We start from the raw sequence: 21209 nt of genomic DNA on the forward strand, positions 1-21209 counted from the left end.
AAAGTCGGGAATGGGGGCGGTCGAGGTTGATCGCCACTCTCGTGACACTCGTCGTCGGTTCTGTACAATAACGTACATGGGTGTACCAATCAGCGCCGCACGGGCCTCCCTGCCGGACCTCGTTGACCGGGTGGAGGCGGGGGACGAAATCGTGCTGACGCGGCATGGACGCCCGGTGGCCGTGCTGATCAGCCCAGCGACGCTGCGGACGCGGCGCGCCGGGGGATCGGCGCGCAAGGCCGCCGAGTTGGCCGCCCTCTTGGACTCCGCCCGGCAGAGGCGTCCGAAGGCCAGGCTCACTACCGAGCGAGCAGAAACGCTCGTGGCCGAGGTCGACCGCAACCGGGACGCCTGACGTGGACGCCTTTGACGCCGATGTCTTGATCTACGCGGCGGCGGAGGGGCACGAGCTTGGGTCCAGGGTCCTGCCGCTGCTTCTGACCGACGAGGTGCGGGTTGGGTCGACGATGCTGCTCCCTGAGTTGCTCGCCAAACCGCTGCGCGATGGCCAAGAGGACGAGGTCATCGCCCTCGGCGAGTTGCTGGGAACCCTGTCGCTCCTGCCGTGCACGGAGACGGTCGGTGAGCTGGCAGCAGTACTCGCCGCCCAGTACGGCTTGCGGCCGATGGATGCTGTCCATCTCGCCACCGCCGTGGACGCCGGGGCCGACCGGTTCATCACGAACAACTCGCGGGACTTCGACTCCCGGATCGTCGAGATCGACGTGGTGCGTCCGGGACAGCTGTAACGGTCTGTCGGTGACGGCGAGAACTAGGCCTCCAACGCGTCCTTGACCTCGCGGGCCATCTGCAGCTCCTCGTTCGTGGGGACGACGCAGATCGTGACGGGCGAGTCGTCGGTGGAGATGATGTGGGCGCGTCCGGTGCGGAGCTCGTTGCGGGGGGCGTCCAAGTGGAAGCCGAGGGTGTGCAACCGCTCGCAGACCGCCGCGCGCACCGTCGCGTCGTTCTCGCCGACACCGGCGGTGAACGCGATGGCGTCCAGGCCGCCGAGCAGCGCCATGTAGCCGCCGATGTAGAACACGAGCCGATGAATGTAGACGTCGAAGGCGAGCTTGGCGTCGGCGTCCCCGGCGGCGATGGCGGCACCGATGTCGCGGAAGTCGTTCTTGCCGCAGAGCCCCAACATGCCGGACTTCTTGTTGAGCAGGTTGTCGATGTCCGGAACGCTCATGCCCGAGCGGTTGAGGTACGCGACCACGCCGGGGTCGATGTCGCCGGTGCGGGTGCCCATCACGAGGCCCTGCAGCGGCGTGAGGCCCATCGACGTCTCGATCGGCTTGCCGCCGGCGATCGCCGACACCGATGCGCCGTTGCCCAGGTGGCAGACGATCATCTTCAACTCGTCGTGGTGGCGTCCGAGGAAGTGCGCCATCCGATGGCTGACGAAGTTGTGGGACGTCCCGTGGAAGCCGTAGCGGCGGATCGACAGCTCCTTCGCGACGGTGCGGTCGATCGCGTAGGTGTAGGCCTCCTCGGGCAGGTGCGCGAAGAACGCGGTGTCGAAGATCGCGTAGTGCGGGACGTCCGGCAGTGCCGTCTTCGCCGCCTTGATCCCGGCGATGCCCGGCGGGTTGTGCAGCGGGGCCAGCGGCGACAGGTCGACGAGCGCCTGGATCACCTCGTCGTCGATGAGCACCGTCCGGTCGAACTTCGAGCCGCCGTGCACCGTCCGATGCCCCACCGCCTGCACGTTGGCCAGCCTCGGTCCGTGGGCGTCGAACATCGCGACGAGCGCGGCGAGGGCCTCCGTGTGGTCCGCGTAGCGGTCGGCCGCCTCGAACGTCTCGCCCTGGGTCTTGTGCTTGATGGTCGAGGACGCCTCCCCGATGCGCTCGATGAGGCCCGTGGCCAGCACGGTCTCGTCCTCAGCGTCGATGACCTGGTACTTGATCGAGGACGATCCCGCGTTCAGCAGGAGGATCGGCATGCTCATGGTTCGTTCCTTGTCAGGAGTGTTGGACGCCGCGGGTGCGGTCGCGCTGTGGTCGGGTCGGGGGCTTCGACAGGCTCAGCCAGGGCTCTCGAGCTGGTCGAAGGTCCTTCTTGGTGAAGGCTCAATCAGCGGACGCTTTCCTGAGCCTGTCGAAGGGTCGGATCGGGCGAAATCGGACGCCGGCACGCGAGCCGCGACGGCGTCCGGTCTCGCTCTAGCTGTGCTGCGCCTGGATCGCCGTGATGGCGATCGTGTTGACGATGTCGTCCACCAACGCACCCCGGGAGAGGTCGTTGACGGGCTTGTTGAGGCCCTGCAGGACGGGTCCCACGGCGACGGCGCCGGAGGACCGCTGCACGGCCTTGTAGGTGTTGTTGCCCGTGTTGAGGTCCGGGAAGACGAACACCGTGGCCTGGCCGGCGACCTCGGAGCCGGGCATCTTCTTCTTGCCGACCGTCGGGTCGATGGCGGCGTCGAACTGGATGGGTCCGTCGACCTTGAGCTCCGGCTTGCGCTCGCGGACGAGGTCGGTGGCCTCACGCACCTTGTCGACATCGGCGCCCGACCCGGACGTCCCCGTCGAGTACGACAGCATCGCCACGCGCGGCTCGATGGCGAAGATCTCGGCGGTCTCGGCGCAGCCGATCGCGATGTCGGCCAGCTGGTCGGCGGTCGGGTCCGGGTTGACGGCGCAGTCCCCGTAGACGTCGACCCGGTCGGGCATGCACATGAGGAACGACGACGAGACGACCTTCACGCCCGGCTTCGTCTTCACGAACTCCAGGCTCGGACGGATCGTGTTGGCCGTGGTGTTCACCGCACCCGAGACCATGCCGTCCGCGAGGCCCAGGTAGACCATCATCGTGCCGAAGTACGAGGCGTCCTTGAACTTCTCGACCGCCTGCTCGCACGTCACGCCCTTGGCCGCCCGCAGCTCGGCGTACTTGGTGGCGAACCGCTTGATCAGCTCCGGATCCTCGAGGTCGACGATCTCGGCGCCGTCGATCGAGATGCCCAGCGCGGACGCCTGCGCCTTCACAACGGCCGGCTTGCCGAGCAGCACGATGTCGGCCGTCCCGCGCCGCAGGACGATCGCCGCCGAGTGCAGGATCCGATCATCGGACGCCTCCGGCAGCACGATCTTCTGCTTCTTCGCCCGCGCCATCTCGGTCAGCTGGAACTCGAACATCAGCGGCGTCCGGACGCCCGACGGCGCCACGGCCATGGCGTCGAACAGCGCCCGGGCGTCCACCCGGTCGTTGAAGATGCGCTGCATGACCTCGATCTTGCGCGGGGAGCTCGTGTGGCGTCCCTGCAGCGAATAGAGCTTGGCGGCGGTGGTGAACGTGCCGGTGTCGGTGCGGGCGATCGGCAGCTCGTGCTGGACGGTGGCGATCAGCCTGTCGACCGACTCGGGCAGGTCGTAGCCGCCGGTCAGGATGAGTCCGGCGAGCTGGGGGAATGCCCCGGACGCGTGCGCCATGACCAGGCCCGGGATCAGCTCGGTGCGGTCGGACGCGACCATGACGGTCGCCTCTTCGAACAGGCGGTCGAGCACGTGTGGCAGCGTCATCGCGGCGATCAGCGCGCCCTGGGACTCGCGCTGCAGCTGCTCGGGGCGTCCGCTGACGACCGTCGCACCGACCGCCTCGAACTGCTGGGCGAGCGTCGGGGCGCTCATGATCGGGTCCTCTTCGAGGGCCGCGGTGACGACCTTGGGCAGCCGGCCGAGGGCCTCGAGGACGCCGTCGCGCTGCGGCTCGTCGACGCGGGTCGCCATGACCGAGATGACCTTGGCGTGGTTGCGCTTGAACTCGCGGAGGGCCTGCTCGGCGACGTCGTACACGTCCTCGGGCGTCCGGTTCTTGGCCGAGACGGCGAGGCAGACGGGCGCGTTCAGGTTCGCGGCGATCTGCGCGTTGAGGGTCAGCTCGGTCGAGGACGTCGCGGCGTTGTAGTTGGTCCCGACGATCACGACCGCGTCGTAGTTGTCCTTCATCTGGCCGTAGCGGGCGACGATGGCGGCCATCGCCTCGTCGCGGTCACGCATGGCCTCGTCGTAGGTGGTGCCGACGGAGTCTTCGTAGGTCGACTTCACGCCGGGCATGGACAGGAGTGCGTCCAGGAAGCCGTCATGGCTGTCTCCGGAGTGGACGAGCGGGCGGAAGACTCCGATGTTGGAGACCTCGCGGGTCAGGGCGTTGATGATGCCGACGGCGATGACAGACCAGCCGGTCTGTACCTCAGGAGCAGCGACGTAGATGCTTCGGGTCACCCCGCCAGGCTAACAACTTCGGCCCTTGTCGGGGTGATCTTCGCCAGGGTATGCCCGCTCAGCGGGACGCCATCTCGGATGCTGGCCCTCAGCCCAGGCGCGAGAGCAGCCAGAGGGCGTCCGCGCGATGGGCGTCCGCGTCGCCGGGGGTCTCCAGCATGACGGGGGCGTCCGCGGTGAGCACGACGTCGACGAGGCCCTCGGGGTCGCACAGGCCGCGTCCGAGCGACTCGTGCCGATCGGCGCCGGAACCCGCCGCGTCCCTCGAATCGTTGAGATGGACCAGGTCGATGCGTCCGGTGATGGCCCGCAGCCGCTCGGCAGCGCCGACCAGATCCGCCCCGGACGCGTGCAAGTGGCAGGTGTCCAGGCAGAAGCCGACCTCGACCGAGTCGGACGCCGACGCGACGGCGTCCCAGAGGCGCGCGACCGCGTCGAAGTGCCGGGCCACGGCGTTCTCGCCGCCCGCGGTGTTCTCGATCAGGATCGGCACCTCGGACTCCAGCCCCGCGATCGCCTTGCGCCAGTTGTCGAAGCCGATGGACGCGTCCTCGTCGGCGCCCACGTGCCCGCCGTGGACGATCAGCCCGAGCGCGCCGACCTCGGCCGCGGCTCTGGCGTGCTTGGCGAGCAACTGCCGGCTCGGGATCCGGATCTTGTTGTTCGTCGTCGCCACGTTGATCAGGTACGGCGCGTGGACGTAGATCCCGATGCCGGACGCCGCCGCGTCGGCTTTGAGTTGGGCCGGGCCGCCGGGGTAGTCCAGCGCCGGACCTTTGTAGCTCTGCGGGTTGCCCAGAAAGATCTGCGCGGTCGCGAAACCCCTGGCCAGCGCCTCGTCGACGCACCGAGATTGCTCGACGTGCGCCCCGATGGTCAGATCGTCAACCACGGGTGGGATCCCTCCTCTTTCACTTTGGGGGCAAGCGTCCCATTTTGCCGACGAGGGTGCACGACCGGACCGCTCGGCCAGCGAATTCCACAGAATCTCGCCGGTCGTGCACCGCTGCCGGTGTTGTGGTCGGCGAAGCCCCCTGCGTGATCCGTCACGACCTGTCAGACTTACGAAACCGTAGGTAAGGAGTCAGCGTGGACCAGGGCCATCTCGCCGTCCGATTCGCCAGCGCGTGCGACCGCTTCAGCGGCCATGTCGCGACCAGGATCCGGGTCGGGGACGCCTGGCAGACCGCCACCTACGGCGAGGTCGGACGCACCGTCCGGACCCTCGCCCAGCGGCTCGTGAGCCACGGCGTCCAGGCAGGCGACCGGGTGGCGCTGTTCAGCAGCAACCGTCCGGAGTGGAGCATCGCCGACTTCGCGTGCCTGTCGGTCGGCGCGGTCGTGGTGCCGATCTACCCCACCTCGACGCCGGACCAGGTGCGGCACATCGTGGCCGACTCCGCATCCGTCCTGGTGTTCGTCGAGGGGCAGACCGAACTCGACCGCGTCGAGGAGGTCTGGGGCGACCTGCCCGGGCTGCGACAGGCGGTGGTCTTCGACCCGTACCCGCTGGTCAGCGACCGGGTGGTCGAGCTCGCCACCTGGCTGGACGAGCCGAACGACGCGGCGTCCGACGACGAGGTCGAGGCCCGACTGGCGTCCGCGACGGCGGACGACCTGGCGTCCATCATCTACACCTCCGGGACGACGGGCGAGCCGCGCGGCGCGGCGCTCCGGCACCGCGGATTCAGCTACCAGTGCGACGTGCTGGCGCAGTTCTTCGACGTCACGCCCGAGGACCATTCGCTGTGCTTCCTGCCCTTGTCGCACGCGCTTGAGCGGGCCTGGACCTTCTTCGTGTTCGACAACGGCTGCATGAACACCTACACGGACGCGCGCCGCGTGGCCGAGATGCTGATCCTGGCCCAGCCGACGCTGCTGGTGAGCGTGCCGCGGCTCTACGAGAAGGTGCTCTCGACCGCTCGCGCGAAGGTGGCGAGCAGCGCCGCGAAGAAGCGGATCTTTGAGTGGGCACTGCGCGTCGGGGGCCAGTGCCAGCGGGCCTACCGCAAGGGCAAGAGGCCGGCGGCGTACTGGTCGGCGCAGCTGCCGCTCGCGGACAAGCTGGTGCTGTCGAGCATCCGGGCCGCGATGGGTGGGCCGAAGAAGGTCATGGCCTGCGGCGGCGCCCCGCTGCGGGTCGAGGTCGAGGAGTTCTTCTCGGCGTGCGGCATGCAGGTCCTCTCGGGGTACGGGCTGACGGAGGCGTCCCCGCTGGTGAGCTTCCCGTCCCCGCGCGCGTTCAAGATCGGCACCGCCGGACGCGTCCTGCCCGGCGGAGAGGTCCGGATGGGCCCCGACGGCGAGATCTGGTTCCGCGGACCGAACGTCATGCAGGGCTACTGGAACAATCCGGACGCCACGGCTGCGGCCATCGACGCCGAGGGCTGGTTGCACACCGGCGACGTGGGCTACGTGGACACCGACGAGTTCCTGGTGATCACCGACCGCATCAAGGACCTGATCATCACCTCCAACGGCAAGAACATCGCGCCGGCACCCATTGAGGGCATGCTGCTCGCCGACCCGCTCTTCGAGCAGGCGGTGCTGCTGGGCGACAACCGTCCGTACCTGACGCTGCTCGTCGCGCCGTCGATGCCGCACCTGGAGGAGCTCGCCGCGAAGCTGCAGGTGACGTGGGCCGACCGCTCCGAGCTGCTCAGCCACCCCAAGATCGTCGAGGCGGTGCGCGAGCGGGTGGCGTCCATGACGGCCAAGCTGGCCCACCACGAGCAGATCCGCGACCTGCGGATCCTGCTCGAGGAGTTCACCATGGACAACGGCCTGCTGACGCCGACGCTGAAGGTCAAGCGGCGCGAGGTCGAGCGCCACTTCGGCCAGGTCATCGAGGACATGTACGCCAAGCTGGCCGAGTTCCGGGGCAAGTCGGACTCGTAGCGTCTCCTCGAACCCATCGGACGCCGGACGATTCGCTGGGCTTCGTCGGTGGCTGGCCATCGGACGGCTCAGCCGGCCCCGGGGAGGCCGAGGTCGGCTTGAACAACTCGATCCGGAATCGTTCGTCCGCTACGCCGGCTCGCTCCGGGCTTGACGGGGTGAGCGTTGTCTCGGAGAGCCGCCACGTTCAGCACCCAGTCGGGAGGTCGCCCCGGTGGCTTCCGTCTTGCCCGGGATTCGGCGTCTGCGCTCGACTGCGCTGAACCGCGCGACTCTGCCCGAGGCGAAGCGTTCGGCAATAGTATTCGCCTGAGCCGATATGGAGGATCGCATGCACTGGAGTCAGGCGGTGACCGCGCTGCGAGCGAGCGGACGCGCCGGCGTCCTGGTGTCGATTCTGTCGGTGCGCGGGCACGCGCCTCGCGAGGCGGGCGCGAAGATGGTCGTCGCGTCGGATGCCACCTGGGGCAGCATCGGCGGCGGCAACCTCGAATACGTCGCGACCCAGCGCGCGCGGACCATGCTGGCGGAGGCGTCCCGGGATGCCGAGACGCTCGTCGACCGCCTCAACGAGAAGGAACGCGGCAAGCAGGCGCAGCAGTGCTGCGGAGGGGAGGTCACCGTGATCCTGGAGCCGTTGCCGGCCCTGCCGACCGTCGCGATCCTCGGCGTCGGGCACGTGGGGCTGGAGGTCGCGCGCATCCTCGCGCGCCTCGAGGTGTGCTTGGTGCTGGTCGATTCGCGTGCCGAGATGCTGGACGCCGACCGTCTCGCCCCGCTGGAGGGGGCCGCGTCCATCACGGCGAAACACCTGGTCATGCCCGAGTCGGCGCTCGATGAGCTGCCCGCAGGCGCAGAGATCCTGGTGATGACCCACGATCACGCCGAGGACTACGCCATCCTCGACGCGGCGCTGCGGCGTCCGGAGCTGGGGTGGATCGGGCTCATCGGGTCCAGCGTCAAGTGGGGCAACTTCCAGCGCCGGCTGCTCGACGGCGGGTTCAGCGCGGCCGACGTCGCCCGCATCACCTGCCCCATCGGGTTGCCCGACATCGCCGGCAAGGAGCCCGCCGTGATCGCCGTCTCTGTCGCGGCCGACTTCCTGCGGCGGCGCAGCGCTCGCTCCTAGACGCGGCGTCCTACTTCTCTCTCTGGTGTGATCCCGGAGCCCGGGCGCAGAGCGTGGTCGGCGGAGACCGCCAATTCTCCGGCCGCGGCGGAACGGCGTCCCTGGACATTTCATTACCTGAACGTTTGGATGGGCCCATGTTCGACGACTTCGCTCGCCACTGGACGCCGATCCTCCCGTTGTCCGCGCTCGGCAAGGCCCCGCAAAGGGCGGTGCTCGCGGGCGTCCCGCTGGTGCTATGGCGGGACGGGTCCGGCAAGGCGTCCGTGCTGATCGACCGCTGCCCGCACCGCGGGGTCTCGCTGGCGCTGGGTTCGATCGAGAACGGACGCCTCGCGTGCGGCTTCCACGGCTGGGAGTTCGGCGGGGACGGGTCCTGCCTGCACATCCCGTTCAACCCCGACACCGGCCTGGCGCCGCGCGGCGCGACCGCTCTGCCGAGCCGCGAACTCGGCGGACTGCTGTGGGTGTTCACCGGCTTCGACCCCGACTCCGAGCCGGTGCTGGCGCCGCACCTGCTGGACTACTCGTTGGCCCGCTTCGACTACTACGAGGACTGGGACTGTCACTGGACGCGGGCCATGGAGAACATGCTCGACTTCCCGCATCTGCCGTACGTGCACCGCACGACGATCGGACGGTTCGTCCGCAGCAAGCAGAAGCGCAACTCGCGGCTCACGTTTGATCTTGAGGACACCGACTACGGCTTCCGCTTCGGCACGCGCGTCGACGACAACCCGCCGGGGGCTTCCCTGTCGTGGTACCGGCCGAACTCGATGATCCTCGACACGATGCCCGAGCCGCGGATCCAGCGGGTGCAGATCTTCTGCATTCCGACCGAGCCGAACAGGACGCGCATGCTGCTCGTCACGGTGCGTAACTTCGCGACCAACCCAGCTGCCGGCCTGGTGTTCGACAAGTTCAACCTCAAGGTCCTGCACCAGGACAAGGCGATCGTCGAGTCGTCCGATCCGGTCGAGGTGCCCGCGTCCGGCGAACGGTCGGTGCCCACCGATCGGCCCACCCTGGCCTTCCGCACCTGGTACCTGCGCGAGCTCAAGGGCACCTCGGTGGAGGCCTCCGCGTGATCCGTCCTGCCGTGGATGGCAGGATGGTGAGATGACGAGTTCGGCACGCGCGTACTGGATCGCCGGCGTCCGCCACGGTGAAATACGGTCCGAGGGGCTGCCGGAGGCCGGACCCGGCGATGTTCTCGTCCGGACGCGATTCTCCGGCGTCAGTGCCGGCACCGAGCGACTCGTCCACGAGGGCGGGGTGCCTGCCGAGGTGGCCGCGACCATGCGTGCGCCCTTCCAGGTCGGTGAATTTCCGTTCCCGGTCAAGTACGGCTATCTGGCGGTCGGCGAGGTCGAATCCGGCCCCTCCGAGTTGGTCGGACGCACCGTCTTCGCCCTGCATCCTCACCAGGACCGGTTCGTCGTGCCGGCGGCGTCCGTCGTGGTGATCCCGGACGCCGTCCCGCCGGTCCGCGCTCTGCTGGCCGGCGCCGTCGAGACGGCGCTGAACGGCCTCTGGGACGCCGCACCGCTCATCGGCGACCGGGTCGCGGTGGTCGGCGGGGGACTGATCGGGGCCTGCTCCGCGCTGCTCGCCGACCGGCTCCCCCTCGGCCGGCTGGTGGTGGTCGAGCCTGCCGAGGGACGCCGCCAGCGCCTGGTCGACCTCGGTTTGGACGCCGTGGCCTCGCTCGACGAGGACGCCTCCTTCGACCTGGCGCTGCACGCGTCCGCGACGGCGTCCGGACTGAACGCCGCCCTCCGCCTGCTGGACGTCGAAGGCACCCTCGTCGAGCTCTCCTGGTACAGCGACGGCGAGCCGTCGGTCGAGTTGGGCGCCGCCTTCCACGCGCGTCGGCTGCGCATCGTCGCTAGTCAGGTAGGGGAGGTGAGCGAACGCCGCCGCATCCGCCGGACGCGCCACGACCGGCTCGCCCTCGCGCTCAGCCTGCTGGACGACCCTCGCTTCGACCGCCTCCTCGGACGCCAGACCGCCTTCGAGGACCTGCCCGCCACCATGGACGCCCTCGCCGCCGGCGCCGATCTCGGCTGCTGTCCGATCGTCCGTTACGAGGAGTGACATGTACACGCTGACCGTCCGCGACCACGTGATGCTTGCCCACAGCCTGCCCGACCCGGCCTTCGGACCAGCCCAGGGGCTGCACGGCGTGACGTACGTGGTGGAGGCGTCCTGGTCGGCGTCCGAGCTGACCGAACAGAACATCGTCCTCGACATCGGCGTCGCCACCGAGGCCCTGCGAGGCGTCCTAGCGCCGCTGGCGTACGCGAACCTCGACGAGCGTCCGGAGTTCGCGGGCGTCCTGACGACCACCGAGTTTCTCTGCCGTTGGGTCGCCGATCAGCTCGCGGAGGCCGTGGTCGCGGGCAATCAGAGCGGTCTCACCGTCACGCTGCGCGAGCATCCGGACGCGTGGGCGTCCTATGCCCGAGCCCTGCCGTGATCACGCTCATCCGTCCGGACCTCGGCGTCCCCAGCGGCGGCACCACCTACGACCTGCGGCTGCTGCGGGAGTGGTCCGGGTCGGCGGTCGACGTCGCCTTGCCCGGGTCTTGGCCGTTCCCGTCGGACGCCGACCGCGCGCGCTTCGCCCTGGCCTTGGCCGAGGCGTCCGGGTCGGTGGTCGTGGACGGGCTCGTGGGCGCCGCCTGCCCCGACGAGATCGAGGTGGCAGTCGCCAGGGGCGTCCGGGTCGTGCTGATCACCCATCTGCCGTTGGACGCCGACGTCACGCTGCCTCACGAGGTGCGGATGCGCCTGCACGACACGGAACAGCGCGCTCTCAACGTCGCCTCGGTGGTCGTCGTGCCCAGCCACCACGCGCTGAGAGCGCTTGAATCCGGGTTCCGCGTGACGCGTCCGGTGGTGGTGGCCGAGCCGGGCGTCGATCCGGCTCCGCTCGCACTCGGATCGGAGCCGCCGCAGCTGCTCATCCTGGGCGCGCTCACGCCGAACAAGAACCACGCGGTGGTGCTCGACGCGCTGATCCGTGTGCCCGCCGGCCTGCCCTGGCGCCTCGTCATCGCGGGACCGGGGGAGACGAGCACACTCGGCCAGCGAGTTGCCCTGCTCAATGCCGGTGGGGTCGGGTCGGTGGGGAGCCAATCCAGTCACGGAGCCGATGAGGGGCCAAGAGAACGGTCCGACCGGACGCCCACCGGTCGCGTGACCTTCGCCGGACGCGACGCGAACGAAACGTGGTCCGCCACCGACTTGGAGCCGACAGAACAGGCGCCTGGGACGCCGACTGATCGTGTGACGGTCACGGGTGCAGTCACGGGCCGCCGACTCGACGACCTCTGGCACGCCACGGATCTGCTGTTGATGCCTTCTCTCGTCGAAACGTACGGGCTGGTCGTGACCGAGGCGCTCGCGCGCGGCATTCCGGCCTTCGTCTCGCGCGACACGGGCGCCGCCGAGGCGCTCGCCGGGCGTCCGGTCGACCAGGACGCGCCTGACGAGGATGGAGCCGAACCCGACGACCTGGCCGGACGCCTCCTCGACCCGCGCGACCCGGAGGCGTGGGCGTCCGCCCTGGTCAGGTGGCTGTCAGACCCGATCGAACGCGCCCGGTTCCGGACGCTTGCCGCCAACCGCTGGACGAGCCTGAACCCCTGGTCCGGAACCGCGGCCGTCATTGCGCGAGCCGCACTCGGCTAGGCCGGCGAGCCGCCGAACGGTCCCACGACCGTGGCCGCTCGGTCCGCACGCCACCCCGGGCCAGCACCGGGCGCGGACGGTCCCACCTACACCGGCGCCCGCAGGTTCAGCTCCACGCATACGTCGTTGCCCAGCTTGAACGACCTCGGACGCCCCCGGCGCGCGTCGGCCACGCGGTCGGCCCCGTCGAACCGGATGCCCGGGACGCCCTCGCCCAGCAGAATCGGCGCCACGGTCACGAACAGCCGATCGAGGGAGCCAGCCTCGACGAACGACGACACGAGGCGTCCGCCGCCCTCGACCAGCACGCGACCGAGCCCGCGATCCAGCAGCACCCGCACGATGTCGGACGGCGCGAACGGCCCGTCCGTGGGCATGCGGACGATCTTCACGTGCCCGGCGGCGGCCAGGTCGGCCGGCGCGGACGCCCCCACGAGCCACAACGTGCGCGCCTCGGGGTTGCTCAAGACGGACGCCTCCAACGGCACTCGCGCCTGGGGATCCACGACCACGCGGACCGGGTTGCGTCCGGGCACCTCGCGCACGGTGAGCCGGCAGTCGTCGGCGATGACGGTCGCGGCCCCGACCACCACGGCATCGACGAGCGACCGCAGCCGGTGCAGGTGCACGTGGTCCTCGCTCCCGGTCACCGGGCCCGCGTCGCCCGTGCGCGAGGCGATGAACCCGTCGAGGCTCTGACCCAGCTGGGCGATCACCAGCTGCGGACCCTCGGCGGCCAGCGCGTCGTACACCTCCGCCGGACCACCCCAGGCGTCCGTCGCCGGGATCACCTCGGTGGGCGGCGAATCGTGCCGCATCCGCGCCCGCTTGGTGTTCAGGTAGAAGACGTTTTCGGGGCGGTCGGGCACGCCCAGCCGCAACCGCTGCGCGACCTCGATGCCGAAGTCCTCGAGCGCCTCCTGCTTGGTCGGGTTGGACGACAGCAGCGCGATCTTCGTCAGCCCGAGGTCGGCCAGAACCGCGGCCGCCTGGTCGTAGCGGCGGGCATCGCCCGGGTGGCCGAGCGCCAGGTTGGCGTCCAGGGTGTCGTAGCCGGCGTCCTGCAGCGCGTACGCCTTGAGCTTCTCGATGAGCCCGATACCGCGACCCTCGTGCCCGCGCGCGTAGATGACGGCGCCGTAGCCGTGGTCCATGATCGCGGCGAGCGCCGCCTGCAACTGCTCGCCGCAGTCGCAGCGGAGCGAGCCGAAGGCGTCCCCCGTCAGGCACTCCGAATGGATGCGCACCCACGGCAGGACGTCCACCGGTGGCTCGTCCAGCCCCACGGCCAGCGCGACGAGTTCGGTGCCGTCGACGTGGTAGCCGAGCATCGCGAAGGTGCCGTGCCGCGTGGGCAGCAGGGTGCTCGCAGCGCGCTGGGCATGCGGCAGGACATGGGTGACTTCAGACATGATGGTTCTTCAACCACCGCCGAGGCCGCGCGATTCCCGGCTCAGAACGACAACATCTTCATGAACGGCGCGATGGCGACGAGCAGCCCGGTGCTCATCCAGAACATGCCCAGGTTCATCGCCGCGTCGGCGAGCGCGGACAGCCGGTACGCGGGCGTCCCTACCGGACGCGGCTCATGGCAGGACGCCGTCGCCGGCGCCAGGACGCGGACCGCGCCGTCGGCGTCCGAACCGATCTTGGACGCCTCATGAGCGCGCACCTCGTCGGAGGCCGGGACGTGTGCGCTGCAGCGGCACTCCGGACCGCACGTGCAGTCCGTCCCACAGGCACAGTCGGACGCCGCCGCGCGCGGCCGCAGCGCGCGCCGGACGTCGTTCAGCCCGGCAAGGAGCAGGTACGCCATGAACGGGATCCCGATGAGGGCAAAGATCCACAGGACGCCGCCCGGCTTGGAGGCCTCAGCCGTCCACTGGGTCATGTCCATGGGGGTGGTTGTCGTCGCCCCGCCGTGGCCCATCCCGGCCATCCCTCCGGACGCCGCCATCGCGCCCCGCTTCACGCTCATGGCGCCCAGGTGCCAGGTCATGGCGGCGAACATCATGGCGTGGCCCGCGTAGTGCGCCACCGGCAGGCCGGCCCGTCGCGCGAGCACGGCCTGCGCGACGAACCACGCGGTCGACAGGCCGAAGACGCCGAGCAGGACAGGCATCGGAACGACCGACACGAAGGGCATCCAGACTCCGGTCCAGACCATGGCGAGCATGACGACGGCCATGACGAGGTGCAGCACGTTCGAGACGCGCTGGCGGGTGTCCTGAGGACGGGTGAGTTCGTAGACGCACCACACGGTGCACCAGACGAACAGGACGATGAGCCCGACGAATTTCACGGGCATGGCGGCAAAAGTGAACACGATTCGACTCCGGATCAAGGCTGAGGCGGCTGGGAACTCTCCGCCATCGATTCGCCGCCCGTGATGTGGACGCCGCGGCACGTGGATGACGTGTGCTCGACCAGGCCACCGCGATGCGCAGCAGCCGGTGACAGAACCCTAGCAACCACGTCCGATACCTGGGCAGCCGCGTTCCGCGGACGGGCGCTGCGGCGTCCGATCAGCCGGCAGAAGAAGTTGGCCGAGGTTTACTGGCGGAATCGGTATCGGTACACGAGACGAATTCCGCCATCAATCGACTCATACGCGTTCGTAAAGCCGGACCACCCTCGTCGCGGCGGCCATGGGCGCAAACGCGACCGAAACGCCGGGTCGCGCGCCGGCGTCCATCACGAACGAAATCGAACGTCACGCTCCCGTGAAGCTCGCCTGCGCAGCGGTGTGGCATGTTCGAATGGCGATTCCTCCCCCCTACCGTTGCCCGGTGAGGATTCGCCCTGAGTCCCGACGTTGCCCCCTGGAGGGAATATGGATTCGCAGCGTGACGACGGCTCGGTGAACCCGACCCGTGCCGCCGACGGTGCCACCCACACCGACCACATCACCGGTCACGAGATCGTCGGCTACGACACCGAGGTCGGCCGATACCGCCGACCGTTGCTGGCGGCCCCCGTTCCGTGGATCGCCGGGCTGATCCTGGTGCCGGCCCTGCTCGCCGGGCTCGGCATGATCAAGGCGGCTCCCGCGCCCGCGGCGACCAAGACGCCGTCCGTCGCGGCCGCGCCTGTCAGCACACCGACCCCCGGGACGCCCGAGGCCGCAGCGGCCAACGCGGTCCTCGAGGTCAGCCAGGACGGCAAGACCGTCAGCGTCTCGGGCGCCGTCCCGGACGCCGCCACCCAGAAGGCCGTCGTGGACGCCGTCAAGGCTGCCTACGGATCCAGCGTCACCGTCGCCGACCGGCTCAAGGTCACCGCGGGCGCCCCCGCCGTGGACGCCGCCGCGTTCGGCACGGTCGCGTCCGCGTTGAAGGGCATCCAGGGCGTGATCTTCGACATCCAGGGCGGCAACGTCCGGATCTCCGGCGCCGCTCCCGACGACGCCGCCAAGGAGGCCGTCCTCGCCGCCATCAAGGCCGCCTACCCGTCGGCGAAGATCACCGACACCGGCATCGCCGTCGGGGACGCGTCCACGCCGCCGGCGTCCTGCGACGCCACCGGAAACTACGTGAAGGTCGTCACCGCGCAGACGAAGATCCAGTTCGCGTCCGGCGGAGCCAAGCTCACGGCCGACTCCGTCGCCGCCCTCGGCAAGATCGCGGACGCCGTCAAGAAGTGCCCGGGCACCAAGCTCGAGGTCGCCGGCAACACCGACAGTTCCGGCTCGGCTGCGGGCAACAAGACGTTGTCCGAGAAGCGCGCCACCGAGGTGAAGGCCCAGCTCGTCGCGCTGGGACTCGACCCGGCCTCCATCACCACGGTCGGCAACGGCGAAACCAAGCCGATCGCCAGCAACGACACCGTGGCCGGCCAGGCGACCAACCGTCGCGTCGACATCACGGTCCAGTAGGAGGATCACCAATGCTCGAGTTCATCGTGCCGTTCATCGTCTACCTGCTCGCGTTCGTGGTCGGGTCGCTGCTGGCCCTCCTCGTGGTCAAACAGCTTTACCCCGCGTCGTCCGAACATGAGGCCCTCGCCGACCTCGCCCGAAAGGGAGTCAACTGATGAACATCAACCCCTTCCTGGTGCTGTTGGCGCTGCTCATCGGGTTCGCGCTCACCTGGTTCCTCGTCGTGCGCAAGGTCGTCCGTGAGGTGCCGATCCTGCGTCCGGTCAGCACGGGCTTGGACGCCGCCGCGGGTGTCGCCGGGGTGGCTGGTGCCGCTGGTGGCGCCGGACTGGTCGGAGCCGCCGCGTCCGGTCACGTGGATGCTCCTGAGGTCGCTCCGGAGGTCGTGACTGAGGTCGCTCATCCCGTCGCCGCGGCGCCGGTGTACGACTGGGCCCACCGCCTGGACGCCGCCGAGGGTCAGCTCGCTGGGGCGTCCGAGGTCTCGGAGGTCTCCGAGGTTGACGAGGTGGACGCCGCAGCGCCTGCCGTTGCCGTCGAGGCGTCCCCGGTCGTGGACGCGGCCGCGGGTGCCGTGGATGACGCCGACCCGACGCCCGTGGCGTCCGGGGTGGACTACGACGCCGAATGGGCCAACGAGGACACGTCGGTCGGCCTGGACCTGTTCGATCCCGAGCCGGCGAACCTGATCGACGATTCGGACGTGATCGACGAGCCCGCGCCGGTCGATGCAGTGGAGGAGCCCGAGCCGGTCGTGGACGCGATCGAGGAGCGCGTGGTGGCCGCGGCCGAGCCCGAGGTCGAGGTGGCGCCGTTGCCGGTGGCCGAGGCGTCGGTGGCTGCCGGCCTGGTCGGAGCGGGAGCAGCGGCGGCCGTGCGGCGTGCCGCGTCCGTGCCGGCACCGGCCGACGGCTCGTCGCCCGAGGGGTACGAGGTCAAGGGCGACAGCTTGGCCAAGCTCTACCTGCTCGACAGCGACGCCGACTTCGGTCGCGCGCGCGCCGACATCTGGTTCACGGACGAGTCCGCTGCCAAGGACGCCGGCTACGCGCACTACATCCGGACGCCGAGGCCGGACGCCGCCGCTCGCGTCGCTGAGCCGGTCGTCGCGGCACCCGTCGTAGCGCCTGTGGTCGCGGCAGCTGCCGTCGCGCCGGTGGCGGCTCCGGTCCAGGAGACGCTCGTCGACGTGCCAGGCGACGCGTCCGCGGAGGAGGCGGTCGCCGCTCCGTATGGTCCGGGTTCGGCGGTGCCGAAGGCGAACGGTTCTGGGAACGAGCGCGAACGCTGACGCAGCACCACGAGGGGCCGTCCACCACCAGGTGGGCGGCCCTTTCCTGTCGGCGCAGGCAACGTCCACAGCGACTCGCCAAGTGGGGTAGCTTTCGAGCACACGTGAAAGGGGCGATCAGATGAAGATCGGCATCATCGGCGGGTCGGGCAAGGCCGGACGCGCCCTGTTCAGCGAGGCCGTGAAGCGCGGCGACGTCCCGACCGCGATCGTGCGCGACCTCGACACGGCCGAGGGCGTTCTGGGGGAGTTCGGCAACTACCTGAACAAGGACGCACTCAAGCTCACGGCGTCCGATCTGGCGTCTTTCGACGTCGTGATCGACGCGATGGGGACGGCGCCGGACGACGCCGCCCGCCAGGTCACGCTGACCAAGCATCTGGTCGAGTTGGTGCGCGCGCACGGCGGGCCGCGGCTCGTGTTCGTGCTGGGCGCGGGCAGCCTGACGACGCCCGATGGACGCCTCTACCTCGACGAGCTGTACGAGATTCCGGGCACGGCGTCCTGGATCGCGATCCCCGAGCAGCAGACCCGCCAGCTCACCTACCTGCGCAGCGTCGATGACGTCGACTGGACGGCCGTCTCGCCGTCGGCAGAGTTCCGCCCGGGGTCCGCGGGGACGCCGGTCCTCGGCAAGGACGACCTCCTGTACGGCCCGAACGGCACCTCGAAGGTGACCAGCGGCACCTTCGCGGTCGCCGTTCTGGACGAGATCCACAACCCCGCGCACGTCCGCACGCGCTTCACCGTCCGCGACGAGAACTGCTGATGGCCGAGACCCGCAAGTACGACCCGACAACGGGCGATCCGATCGGCGACGCCGTCCGCAAGGCCCTCGGCGAGACGATCCGTCCCAACGTCCCCGGGCAAGCGGCGTCCGGGGCCTGTTCCGCCGACGGCTGCGGGACGCCGACCTCGGCGTCCGCTCCGGTCATCAAGCCGCTGGGCACGTTCGTCTTCAGCTCCGTTCCCAAGCCGAAGCCGGACGCCGACCGCGCGTAACGCTGCGGCGGGGCTGAGGCTGTAGAAGCCAACGGGCGGACCCAAGCACCGTTGGCTGAGCTTGTCGAAGCCCTGCGTGAGATCGGGTGCGTCGAACCCAGCCGTTGGCTGAGCTTGTCGAAGCCGTCGGCACCGATTCCCATGCTCGACGGCCCGGACGCGCGTCCCAGCCTGCGTGTCGCCCATCGAGCATGGCTTCTCGGACCGCCCGCCGACCGACTCCGCACCACCGATCCCGGACGGCTCTGGCAGGATGTCCGCCCGTGATGCGTCTGCGCTGCGACTTCTACTCCGAGTCCTTGGGGATCGGCACGGCGATGACCGTGCTGCTGCCGCAGAGCGCGGACGGTCAGATCGGCCTCGCCGCCACCACCCGTGAGCGGACTCCGGTGCTCTACCTGCTCCACGGCCTGAGCGACGACGACACCATCTGGACGCGCCGCACCTCGATCGAGCGGTACGCCTCCAGCCTGGGCCTCGCGGTCGTCATGCCGCAGGTCGGACGCTCCTTCTACTGCGACGAGGTCCACGGCAACCGCTACTGGACGTTCCTCTCCGAGGAGTTGCCCGCTCTGGTCAACAGCTCGTTCAACGTGTCGTCCTGCCGCGAGGACACCTTCGTCGCCGGCCTGTCGATGGGCGGCTACGGCGCCTTCAAGTGGGCGCTTCGCCAGCCCTGGCGCTTCGCCGCCGCCGCCGCGCTGTCGGGCTCGCTCGACATCGCCAAGCCCGAGCGCGAGCACGCGCTCCCGGACCTATTTCGCACGATCTGGGGCGAGGGACGCCGTCCCGCCAACACCGACGACGACCTGCTGACGCTGATGGCTCGCGCCGAGATCGCCGACCTCCCAGCCCTCTGGGTCGGCTGCGGCACCGAGGACTTCCTGCTGCCCGACACCCACCGCTTCCTGCACGCCGCCCACGAGCGCGGCGTCCACGTGACGCACGAACTCCCGCCCGGCGGTCACGAGTGGTCGCTCTGGGACGAGCAGATCCGCCGCGTCCTCCACTGGCTACCGCTGCAGCCCTAAAACACGCGGACCACGCCCGGCTGGCCGCTGAACGAGGCGCACCCGGTCACGGGCGCGGCCTGGGACGAGGTGCCTGGCGCGGCCGGCGTGGACGCGGCGGGGGCGTCCTTGGTGGAGGTGGCCGGGGCAGCTGGGGCGGAGCAGCCGGCAAGGGCGACCAGGGCGGACAGGACTGCAACGGGGGCGGTCCAACGAGAGTGGGGCATGACGTTCTCTCCCTTGTTGAGCAGGACGGCATGGAAATAGAGGCCGCGCCCCAGCGAGGTGAACCTACGGACTCAGTTTCATCACGCTATGACGGAACTGCAACGCCACCTCAGGGCACATCGGACAGCCCAACACGTCCGCAAGATGGGTGTGCGCACGAATATCCCCGTTTGCGCCTGTCCCCTACGTTGAGGACGTACCGTCGAACGAAAGGCAGCCATGACCCAGCACGATGGCCCCAAGCCCACCTCCGGACCCGAGAGCGCCCAGCCGCCCGCACCGGTCGACTACTCCGGCTCCTACACCGCCGGGGGCGCCAAGGCAGACAGCGACTTGAACTCCCTCAGCGTTGGCCCCAACGGCCCGCTGCTGCTGAACGACGTCCACCTCATCGAGACCCTGGCGCATTTCAACAGGACCAACGTGCCGGAGCGGCGTCCGCATGCGAAGGGCTCGGGCGCGTTTGGCGAGTTCAAGGTGACCCACGACGTGACGAAGTGGACGCGCGCAGCGGTCTTCGCGCCCGGCGCGAGCACCCGCACGCTGCTGCGCTTCTCGACCGTGGCCGGTGAGCTGGGCTCGCCAGACACCTGGCGCGACGTGCGCGGGTTCGCGCTGCGCTTCTACACGACCGAGGGCAACTACGACCTGGTCGGCAACAACACCCCAGTGTTCTTCCTGCGCGACCCGATGAAGTTCCACCATTTCATCGCCTCGCAGAAGCGCCTGCCCGACTCGGGCCTCCGGGACGCCACCATGCAGTGGGACTTCTGGACGCTGACGCCCGAGTCCGCGCACCAGGTGACCTACCTGATGGGCGACCGCGGCCTCCCGCGCACCTGGCGGCACATGAACGGCTACGGCTCGCACACCTACATGTGGATCAACGCCGCCGGCGAGCGGTTCTGGGTCAAGTACCACTTCCACACCCACCAAGGCGTCGAGTGCCTCACGAACGACGAGGCCGAGAAGCTGTCCGGGGCGGACGCCGACGCGCACCGCCGCGACCTGTTTGACTCGATCAAGGCCGGCGAATTCCCCAGCTGGACGCTCAAGGTGCAGGTCATGCCCTATGAGGACGCCAAGACGTACCGGTTCAACCCCTTCGATCTCACCAAGATCTGGCCGCACGCCGACTACCCGCTGCACGAGGTCGGCGTCCTGACCCTCAACGAGAACCCGAAGAACCACTTCGCCCAGATCGAGCAGGCGGCCTTCGCGCCGTCCAACATCGTTCCGGGCGTGGGCTGGTCGCCGGACAAGATGCTGCTCGGACGCGTCTTCGCCTACGCGGACGCCCACCGCGCCCGCATCGGCACCAACCACCACCAGCTGCCGGTCAACCGCGCCGTCAACGAGCCCGAGGGCGGCTTCAACCGCTACGCCCACGACGGCCAGATGCAGTTCGAGGTCTCGGACGCCCCCGTCTACGCCCCGAACTCGTTCGGACGCCCCTTCAGCAACGAGACCGGGCAGGTCGAGGCGTCCTTCGCCTCGGACGGCGAGATGGTGCGCTCGGCGTACGAGCTGCACGCCGAGGACGACGACTTCGGCCAAGCCGGGACGCTCGTCCGCGACGTCTGGACCGACGAGCAGCGCGCCCGCTTCGTCGACACGCTGGCCGGCCAGATCGCGCAGGTGAAGGGCGACGTCCAGGAGCGAGCCCTCTGGTACGTCACGCAGATCGACGCCGAGACCGGCGCGAAGGTGCGGGCCAAGATCGCCGCCAAGCCAGCCGCTGCCCCGGCTCCCGCCGGCTTTGCCGAGCCCAGCAAGAGCGCGGCCGATCCGGGGGCGGTCGGCGCCCCGGCGCCGAAGCCGGGTCCGCCGAAGCGGTAGTTCCGCG

21 protein-coding genes are annotated in these 21209 nt (G+C 69.7%); 15 read left to right on the forward strand and 6 right to left on the reverse strand.

The genetic code is table 11. From position 1 onward, the window contains the following. The first annotated feature begins 76 nt into the window (after positions 1 to 76). Both FN821_RS00640 and FN821_RS00645 read left to right on the forward strand, forming a co-directional pair. Entirely contained in the window at positions 77 to 355 is a 279-nt protein-coding gene (locus tag FN821_RS00640; protein ID WP_165489174.1) for a type II toxin-antitoxin system Phd/YefM family antitoxin, read from the forward strand. A gap of 1 nt (position 356) precedes the next feature. Then, positions 357 to 749, forward strand: coding sequence for a type II toxin-antitoxin system VapC family toxin (locus FN821_RS00645; protein WP_131170626.1), 393 nt, complete (start codon positions 357 to 359; stop codon positions 747 to 749). A gap of 23 nt (positions 750 to 772) precedes the next feature. On the opposite strand, the gene FN821_RS00650 is transcribed toward FN821_RS00645, so the two are convergent. The 3 genes from FN821_RS00650 to FN821_RS00660 form a co-directional block, all read right to left on the reverse strand. Further along, positions 773 to 1957, reverse strand: a complete 1185-nt coding sequence (locus FN821_RS00650) for an acetate/propionate family kinase (protein ID WP_131170627.1) — start codon at positions 1955 to 1957, stop codon at positions 773 to 775. 214 nt (positions 1958 to 2171) lie between these two features. Next, on the reverse strand, positions 2172 to 4232 hold the full coding sequence (gene pta, locus FN821_RS00655; protein ID WP_131170628.1) for a phosphate acetyltransferase: 2061 nt from the start codon (positions 4230 to 4232) through the stop codon (positions 2172 to 2174). An 88-nt stretch (positions 4233 to 4320) separates the two neighbouring features. Next, on the reverse strand, positions 4321 to 5124 hold the full coding sequence (locus FN821_RS00660) for a deoxyribonuclease IV (protein ID WP_241660037.1): 804 nt from the start codon (positions 5122 to 5124) through the stop codon (positions 4321 to 4323). A 197-nt stretch (positions 5125 to 5321) separates the two neighbouring features. Between FN821_RS00660 and FN821_RS00665 the strand changes: the two genes are divergently transcribed. From FN821_RS00665 to FN821_RS00690, 6 genes are all read left to right on the forward strand, one after another. Then, positions 5322 to 7130: an AMP-dependent synthetase/ligase gene (locus FN821_RS00665; protein WP_131170629.1), complete on the forward strand. Its 1809-nt coding sequence runs from the start codon at positions 5322 to 5324 to the stop codon at positions 7128 to 7130. 331 nt (positions 7131 to 7461) lie between these two features. Continuing rightward, positions 7462 to 8259 (forward strand): xanthine dehydrogenase accessory protein XdhC, encoded by a 798-nt coding sequence (xdhC, locus tag FN821_RS00670; protein WP_131170630.1) that lies wholly within the window; start codon positions 7462 to 7464, stop codon positions 8257 to 8259. 137 nt (positions 8260 to 8396) lie between these two features. Further along, the gene (locus FN821_RS00675; RefSeq protein WP_131170631.1) at positions 8397 to 9347 is read left to right on the forward strand and encodes an aromatic ring-hydroxylating oxygenase subunit alpha; all 951 of its coding nucleotides are present in this window, start codon (positions 8397 to 8399) and stop codon (positions 9345 to 9347) included. 31 nt (positions 9348 to 9378) lie between these two features. Then, positions 9379 to 10356, forward strand: coding sequence for a zinc-dependent alcohol dehydrogenase (locus FN821_RS00680; RefSeq protein WP_131170632.1), 978 nt, complete (start codon positions 9379 to 9381; stop codon positions 10354 to 10356). 1 nt (position 10357) lies between these two features. Continuing rightward, a complete protein-coding gene (locus FN821_RS00685) occupies positions 10358 to 10738 on the forward strand; it encodes a 6-pyruvoyl trahydropterin synthase family protein (protein ID WP_131170633.1) in 381 nt (126 codons plus the stop codon). Next, the gene (locus tag FN821_RS00690) at positions 10735 to 11955 is read left to right on the forward strand and encodes a glycosyltransferase (RefSeq protein ID WP_131170634.1); all 1221 of its coding nucleotides are present in this window, start codon (positions 10735 to 10737) and stop codon (positions 11953 to 11955) included. The genes FN821_RS00685 and FN821_RS00690 overlap by 4 nt, the downstream gene beginning before the upstream one ends. Positions 11956 to 12041: 86 nt before the next feature. Here FN821_RS00690 and ribA read toward each other — a convergent pair whose 3' ends face one another. After that, positions 12042 to 13367 carry a GTP cyclohydrolase II RibA gene (gene ribA / locus FN821_RS00695; RefSeq protein ID WP_131170635.1) on the reverse strand — a complete coding sequence of 442 codons (1326 nt, stop codon included), beginning with the start codon at positions 13365 to 13367 and terminating at the stop codon, positions 12042 to 12044. A gap of 41 nt (positions 13368 to 13408) precedes the next feature. After that, a complete protein-coding gene (locus FN821_RS00700) occupies positions 13409 to 14281 on the reverse strand; it encodes a DUF5134 domain-containing protein (protein WP_241660038.1) in 873 nt (290 codons plus the stop codon). 507 nt (positions 14282 to 14788) lie between these two features. Between FN821_RS00700 and arfA the strand changes: the two genes are divergently transcribed. From arfA to FN821_RS00725, 6 genes are all read left to right on the forward strand, one after another. Next, positions 14789 to 15829 carry a channel-forming protein ArfA/OmpATb gene (gene arfA, locus FN821_RS00705; RefSeq protein WP_131170636.1) on the forward strand — a complete coding sequence of 347 codons (1041 nt, stop codon included), beginning with the start codon at positions 14789 to 14791 and terminating at the stop codon, positions 15827 to 15829. Positions 15830 to 15840: 11 nt separating this feature from the next. Continuing rightward, the gene (gene arfB, locus FN821_RS14090; RefSeq protein ID WP_165489175.1) at positions 15841 to 15987 is read left to right on the forward strand and encodes a channel accessory protein ArfB; all 147 of its coding nucleotides are present in this window, start codon (positions 15841 to 15843) and stop codon (positions 15985 to 15987) included. After that, on the forward strand, positions 15987 to 17123 hold the full coding sequence (gene arfC, locus FN821_RS00710) for a channel accessory protein ArfC (RefSeq protein ID WP_131170637.1): 1137 nt from the start codon (positions 15987 to 15989) through the stop codon (positions 17121 to 17123). The genes arfB and arfC overlap by 1 nt, the downstream gene beginning before the upstream one ends. Before the next feature lie 121 nt (positions 17124 to 17244). Beyond that, positions 17245 to 17892, forward strand: a complete 648-nt coding sequence (locus FN821_RS00715) for an NAD(P)-dependent oxidoreductase (protein ID WP_131170638.1) — start codon at positions 17245 to 17247, stop codon at positions 17890 to 17892. Continuing rightward, the gene (locus FN821_RS00720; RefSeq protein WP_131170639.1) at positions 17892 to 18125 is read left to right on the forward strand and encodes a hypothetical protein; all 234 of its coding nucleotides are present in this window, start codon (positions 17892 to 17894) and stop codon (positions 18123 to 18125) included. The genes FN821_RS00715 and FN821_RS00720 overlap by 1 nt, the downstream gene beginning before the upstream one ends. Positions 18126 to 18391: 266 nt before the next feature. Further along, a complete protein-coding gene (locus tag FN821_RS00725) occupies positions 18392 to 19156 on the forward strand; it encodes an alpha/beta hydrolase (protein WP_131170855.1) in 765 nt (254 codons plus the stop codon). On the opposite strand, the gene FN821_RS00730 is transcribed toward FN821_RS00725, so the two are convergent. Further along, complete coding sequence (locus FN821_RS00730) at positions 19153 to 19362, reverse strand: hypothetical protein (RefSeq protein ID WP_131170640.1); 210 nt, start codon at positions 19360 to 19362, stop codon at positions 19153 to 19155. The genes FN821_RS00725 and FN821_RS00730 overlap by 4 nt on opposite strands. Positions 19363 to 19582: 220 nt before the next feature. On the opposite strand from FN821_RS00730, the gene FN821_RS00735 reads away from it, so the two are divergent. Beyond that, positions 19583 to 21202, forward strand: coding sequence for a catalase (locus FN821_RS00735; RefSeq protein ID WP_131170641.1), 1620 nt, complete (start codon positions 19583 to 19585; stop codon positions 21200 to 21202). The last annotated feature ends 7 nt before the right edge of the window (positions 21203 to 21209 follow it).

This window comes from Propioniciclava tarda (genome assembly GCF_900182665.1).
In the GTDB taxonomy this organism is placed as follows: domain Bacteria; phylum Actinomycetota; class Actinomycetes; order Propionibacteriales; family Propionibacteriaceae; genus Propioniciclava; species Propioniciclava tarda.

Excerpts from the sequence above, each read along its gene's own strand:
- ribA (WP_131170635.1), bottom strand. The coding sequence starts at position 13,367 with ATGTCTGAAGTCACCCATGTCCTGCCGCATGCCCAGCGCGCTGCGAGC.
- FN821_RS00730 (WP_131170640.1), bottom strand. The coding sequence starts at position 19,362 with ATGCCCCACTCTCGTTGGACCGCCCCCGTTGCAGTCCTGTCCGCCCTG.
- arfA (WP_131170636.1), top strand. The coding sequence starts at position 14,789 with ATGGATTCGCAGCGTGACGACGGCTCGGTGAACCCGACCCGTGCCGCC.
- arfC (WP_131170637.1), top strand. The coding sequence starts at position 15,987 with ATGAACATCAACCCCTTCCTGGTGCTGTTGGCGCTGCTCATCGGGTTC.
- arfB (WP_165489175.1), top strand. The coding sequence starts at position 15,841 with ATGCTCGAGTTCATCGTGCCGTTCATCGTCTACCTGCTCGCGTTCGTG.
- FN821_RS00640 (WP_165489174.1), top strand. The coding sequence starts at position 77 with ATGGGTGTACCAATCAGCGCCGCACGGGCCTCCCTGCCGGACCTCGTT.
- FN821_RS00725 (WP_131170855.1), top strand. The coding sequence starts at position 18,392 with ATGCGTCTGCGCTGCGACTTCTACTCCGAGTCCTTGGGGATCGGCACG.
- FN821_RS00675 (WP_131170631.1), top strand. The coding sequence starts at position 8,397 with ATGTTCGACGACTTCGCTCGCCACTGGACGCCGATCCTCCCGTTGTCC.
- FN821_RS00685 (WP_131170633.1), top strand. The coding sequence starts at position 10,358 with ATGTACACGCTGACCGTCCGCGACCACGTGATGCTTGCCCACAGCCTG.
- FN821_RS00680 (WP_131170632.1), top strand. The coding sequence starts at position 9,379 with ATGACGAGTTCGGCACGCGCGTACTGGATCGCCGGCGTCCGCCACGGT.
- FN821_RS00720 (WP_131170639.1), top strand. The coding sequence starts at position 17,892 with ATGGCCGAGACCCGCAAGTACGACCCGACAACGGGCGATCCGATCGGC.
- FN821_RS00650 (WP_131170627.1), bottom strand. The coding sequence starts at position 1,957 with ATGAGCATGCCGATCCTCCTGCTGAACGCGGGATCGTCCTCGATCAAG.
- xdhC (WP_131170630.1), top strand. The coding sequence starts at position 7,462 with ATGCACTGGAGTCAGGCGGTGACCGCGCTGCGAGCGAGCGGACGCGCC.
- FN821_RS00735 (WP_131170641.1), top strand. The coding sequence starts at position 19,583 with ATGACCCAGCACGATGGCCCCAAGCCCACCTCCGGACCCGAGAGCGCC.
- FN821_RS00715 (WP_131170638.1), top strand. The coding sequence starts at position 17,245 with ATGAAGATCGGCATCATCGGCGGGTCGGGCAAGGCCGGACGCGCCCTG.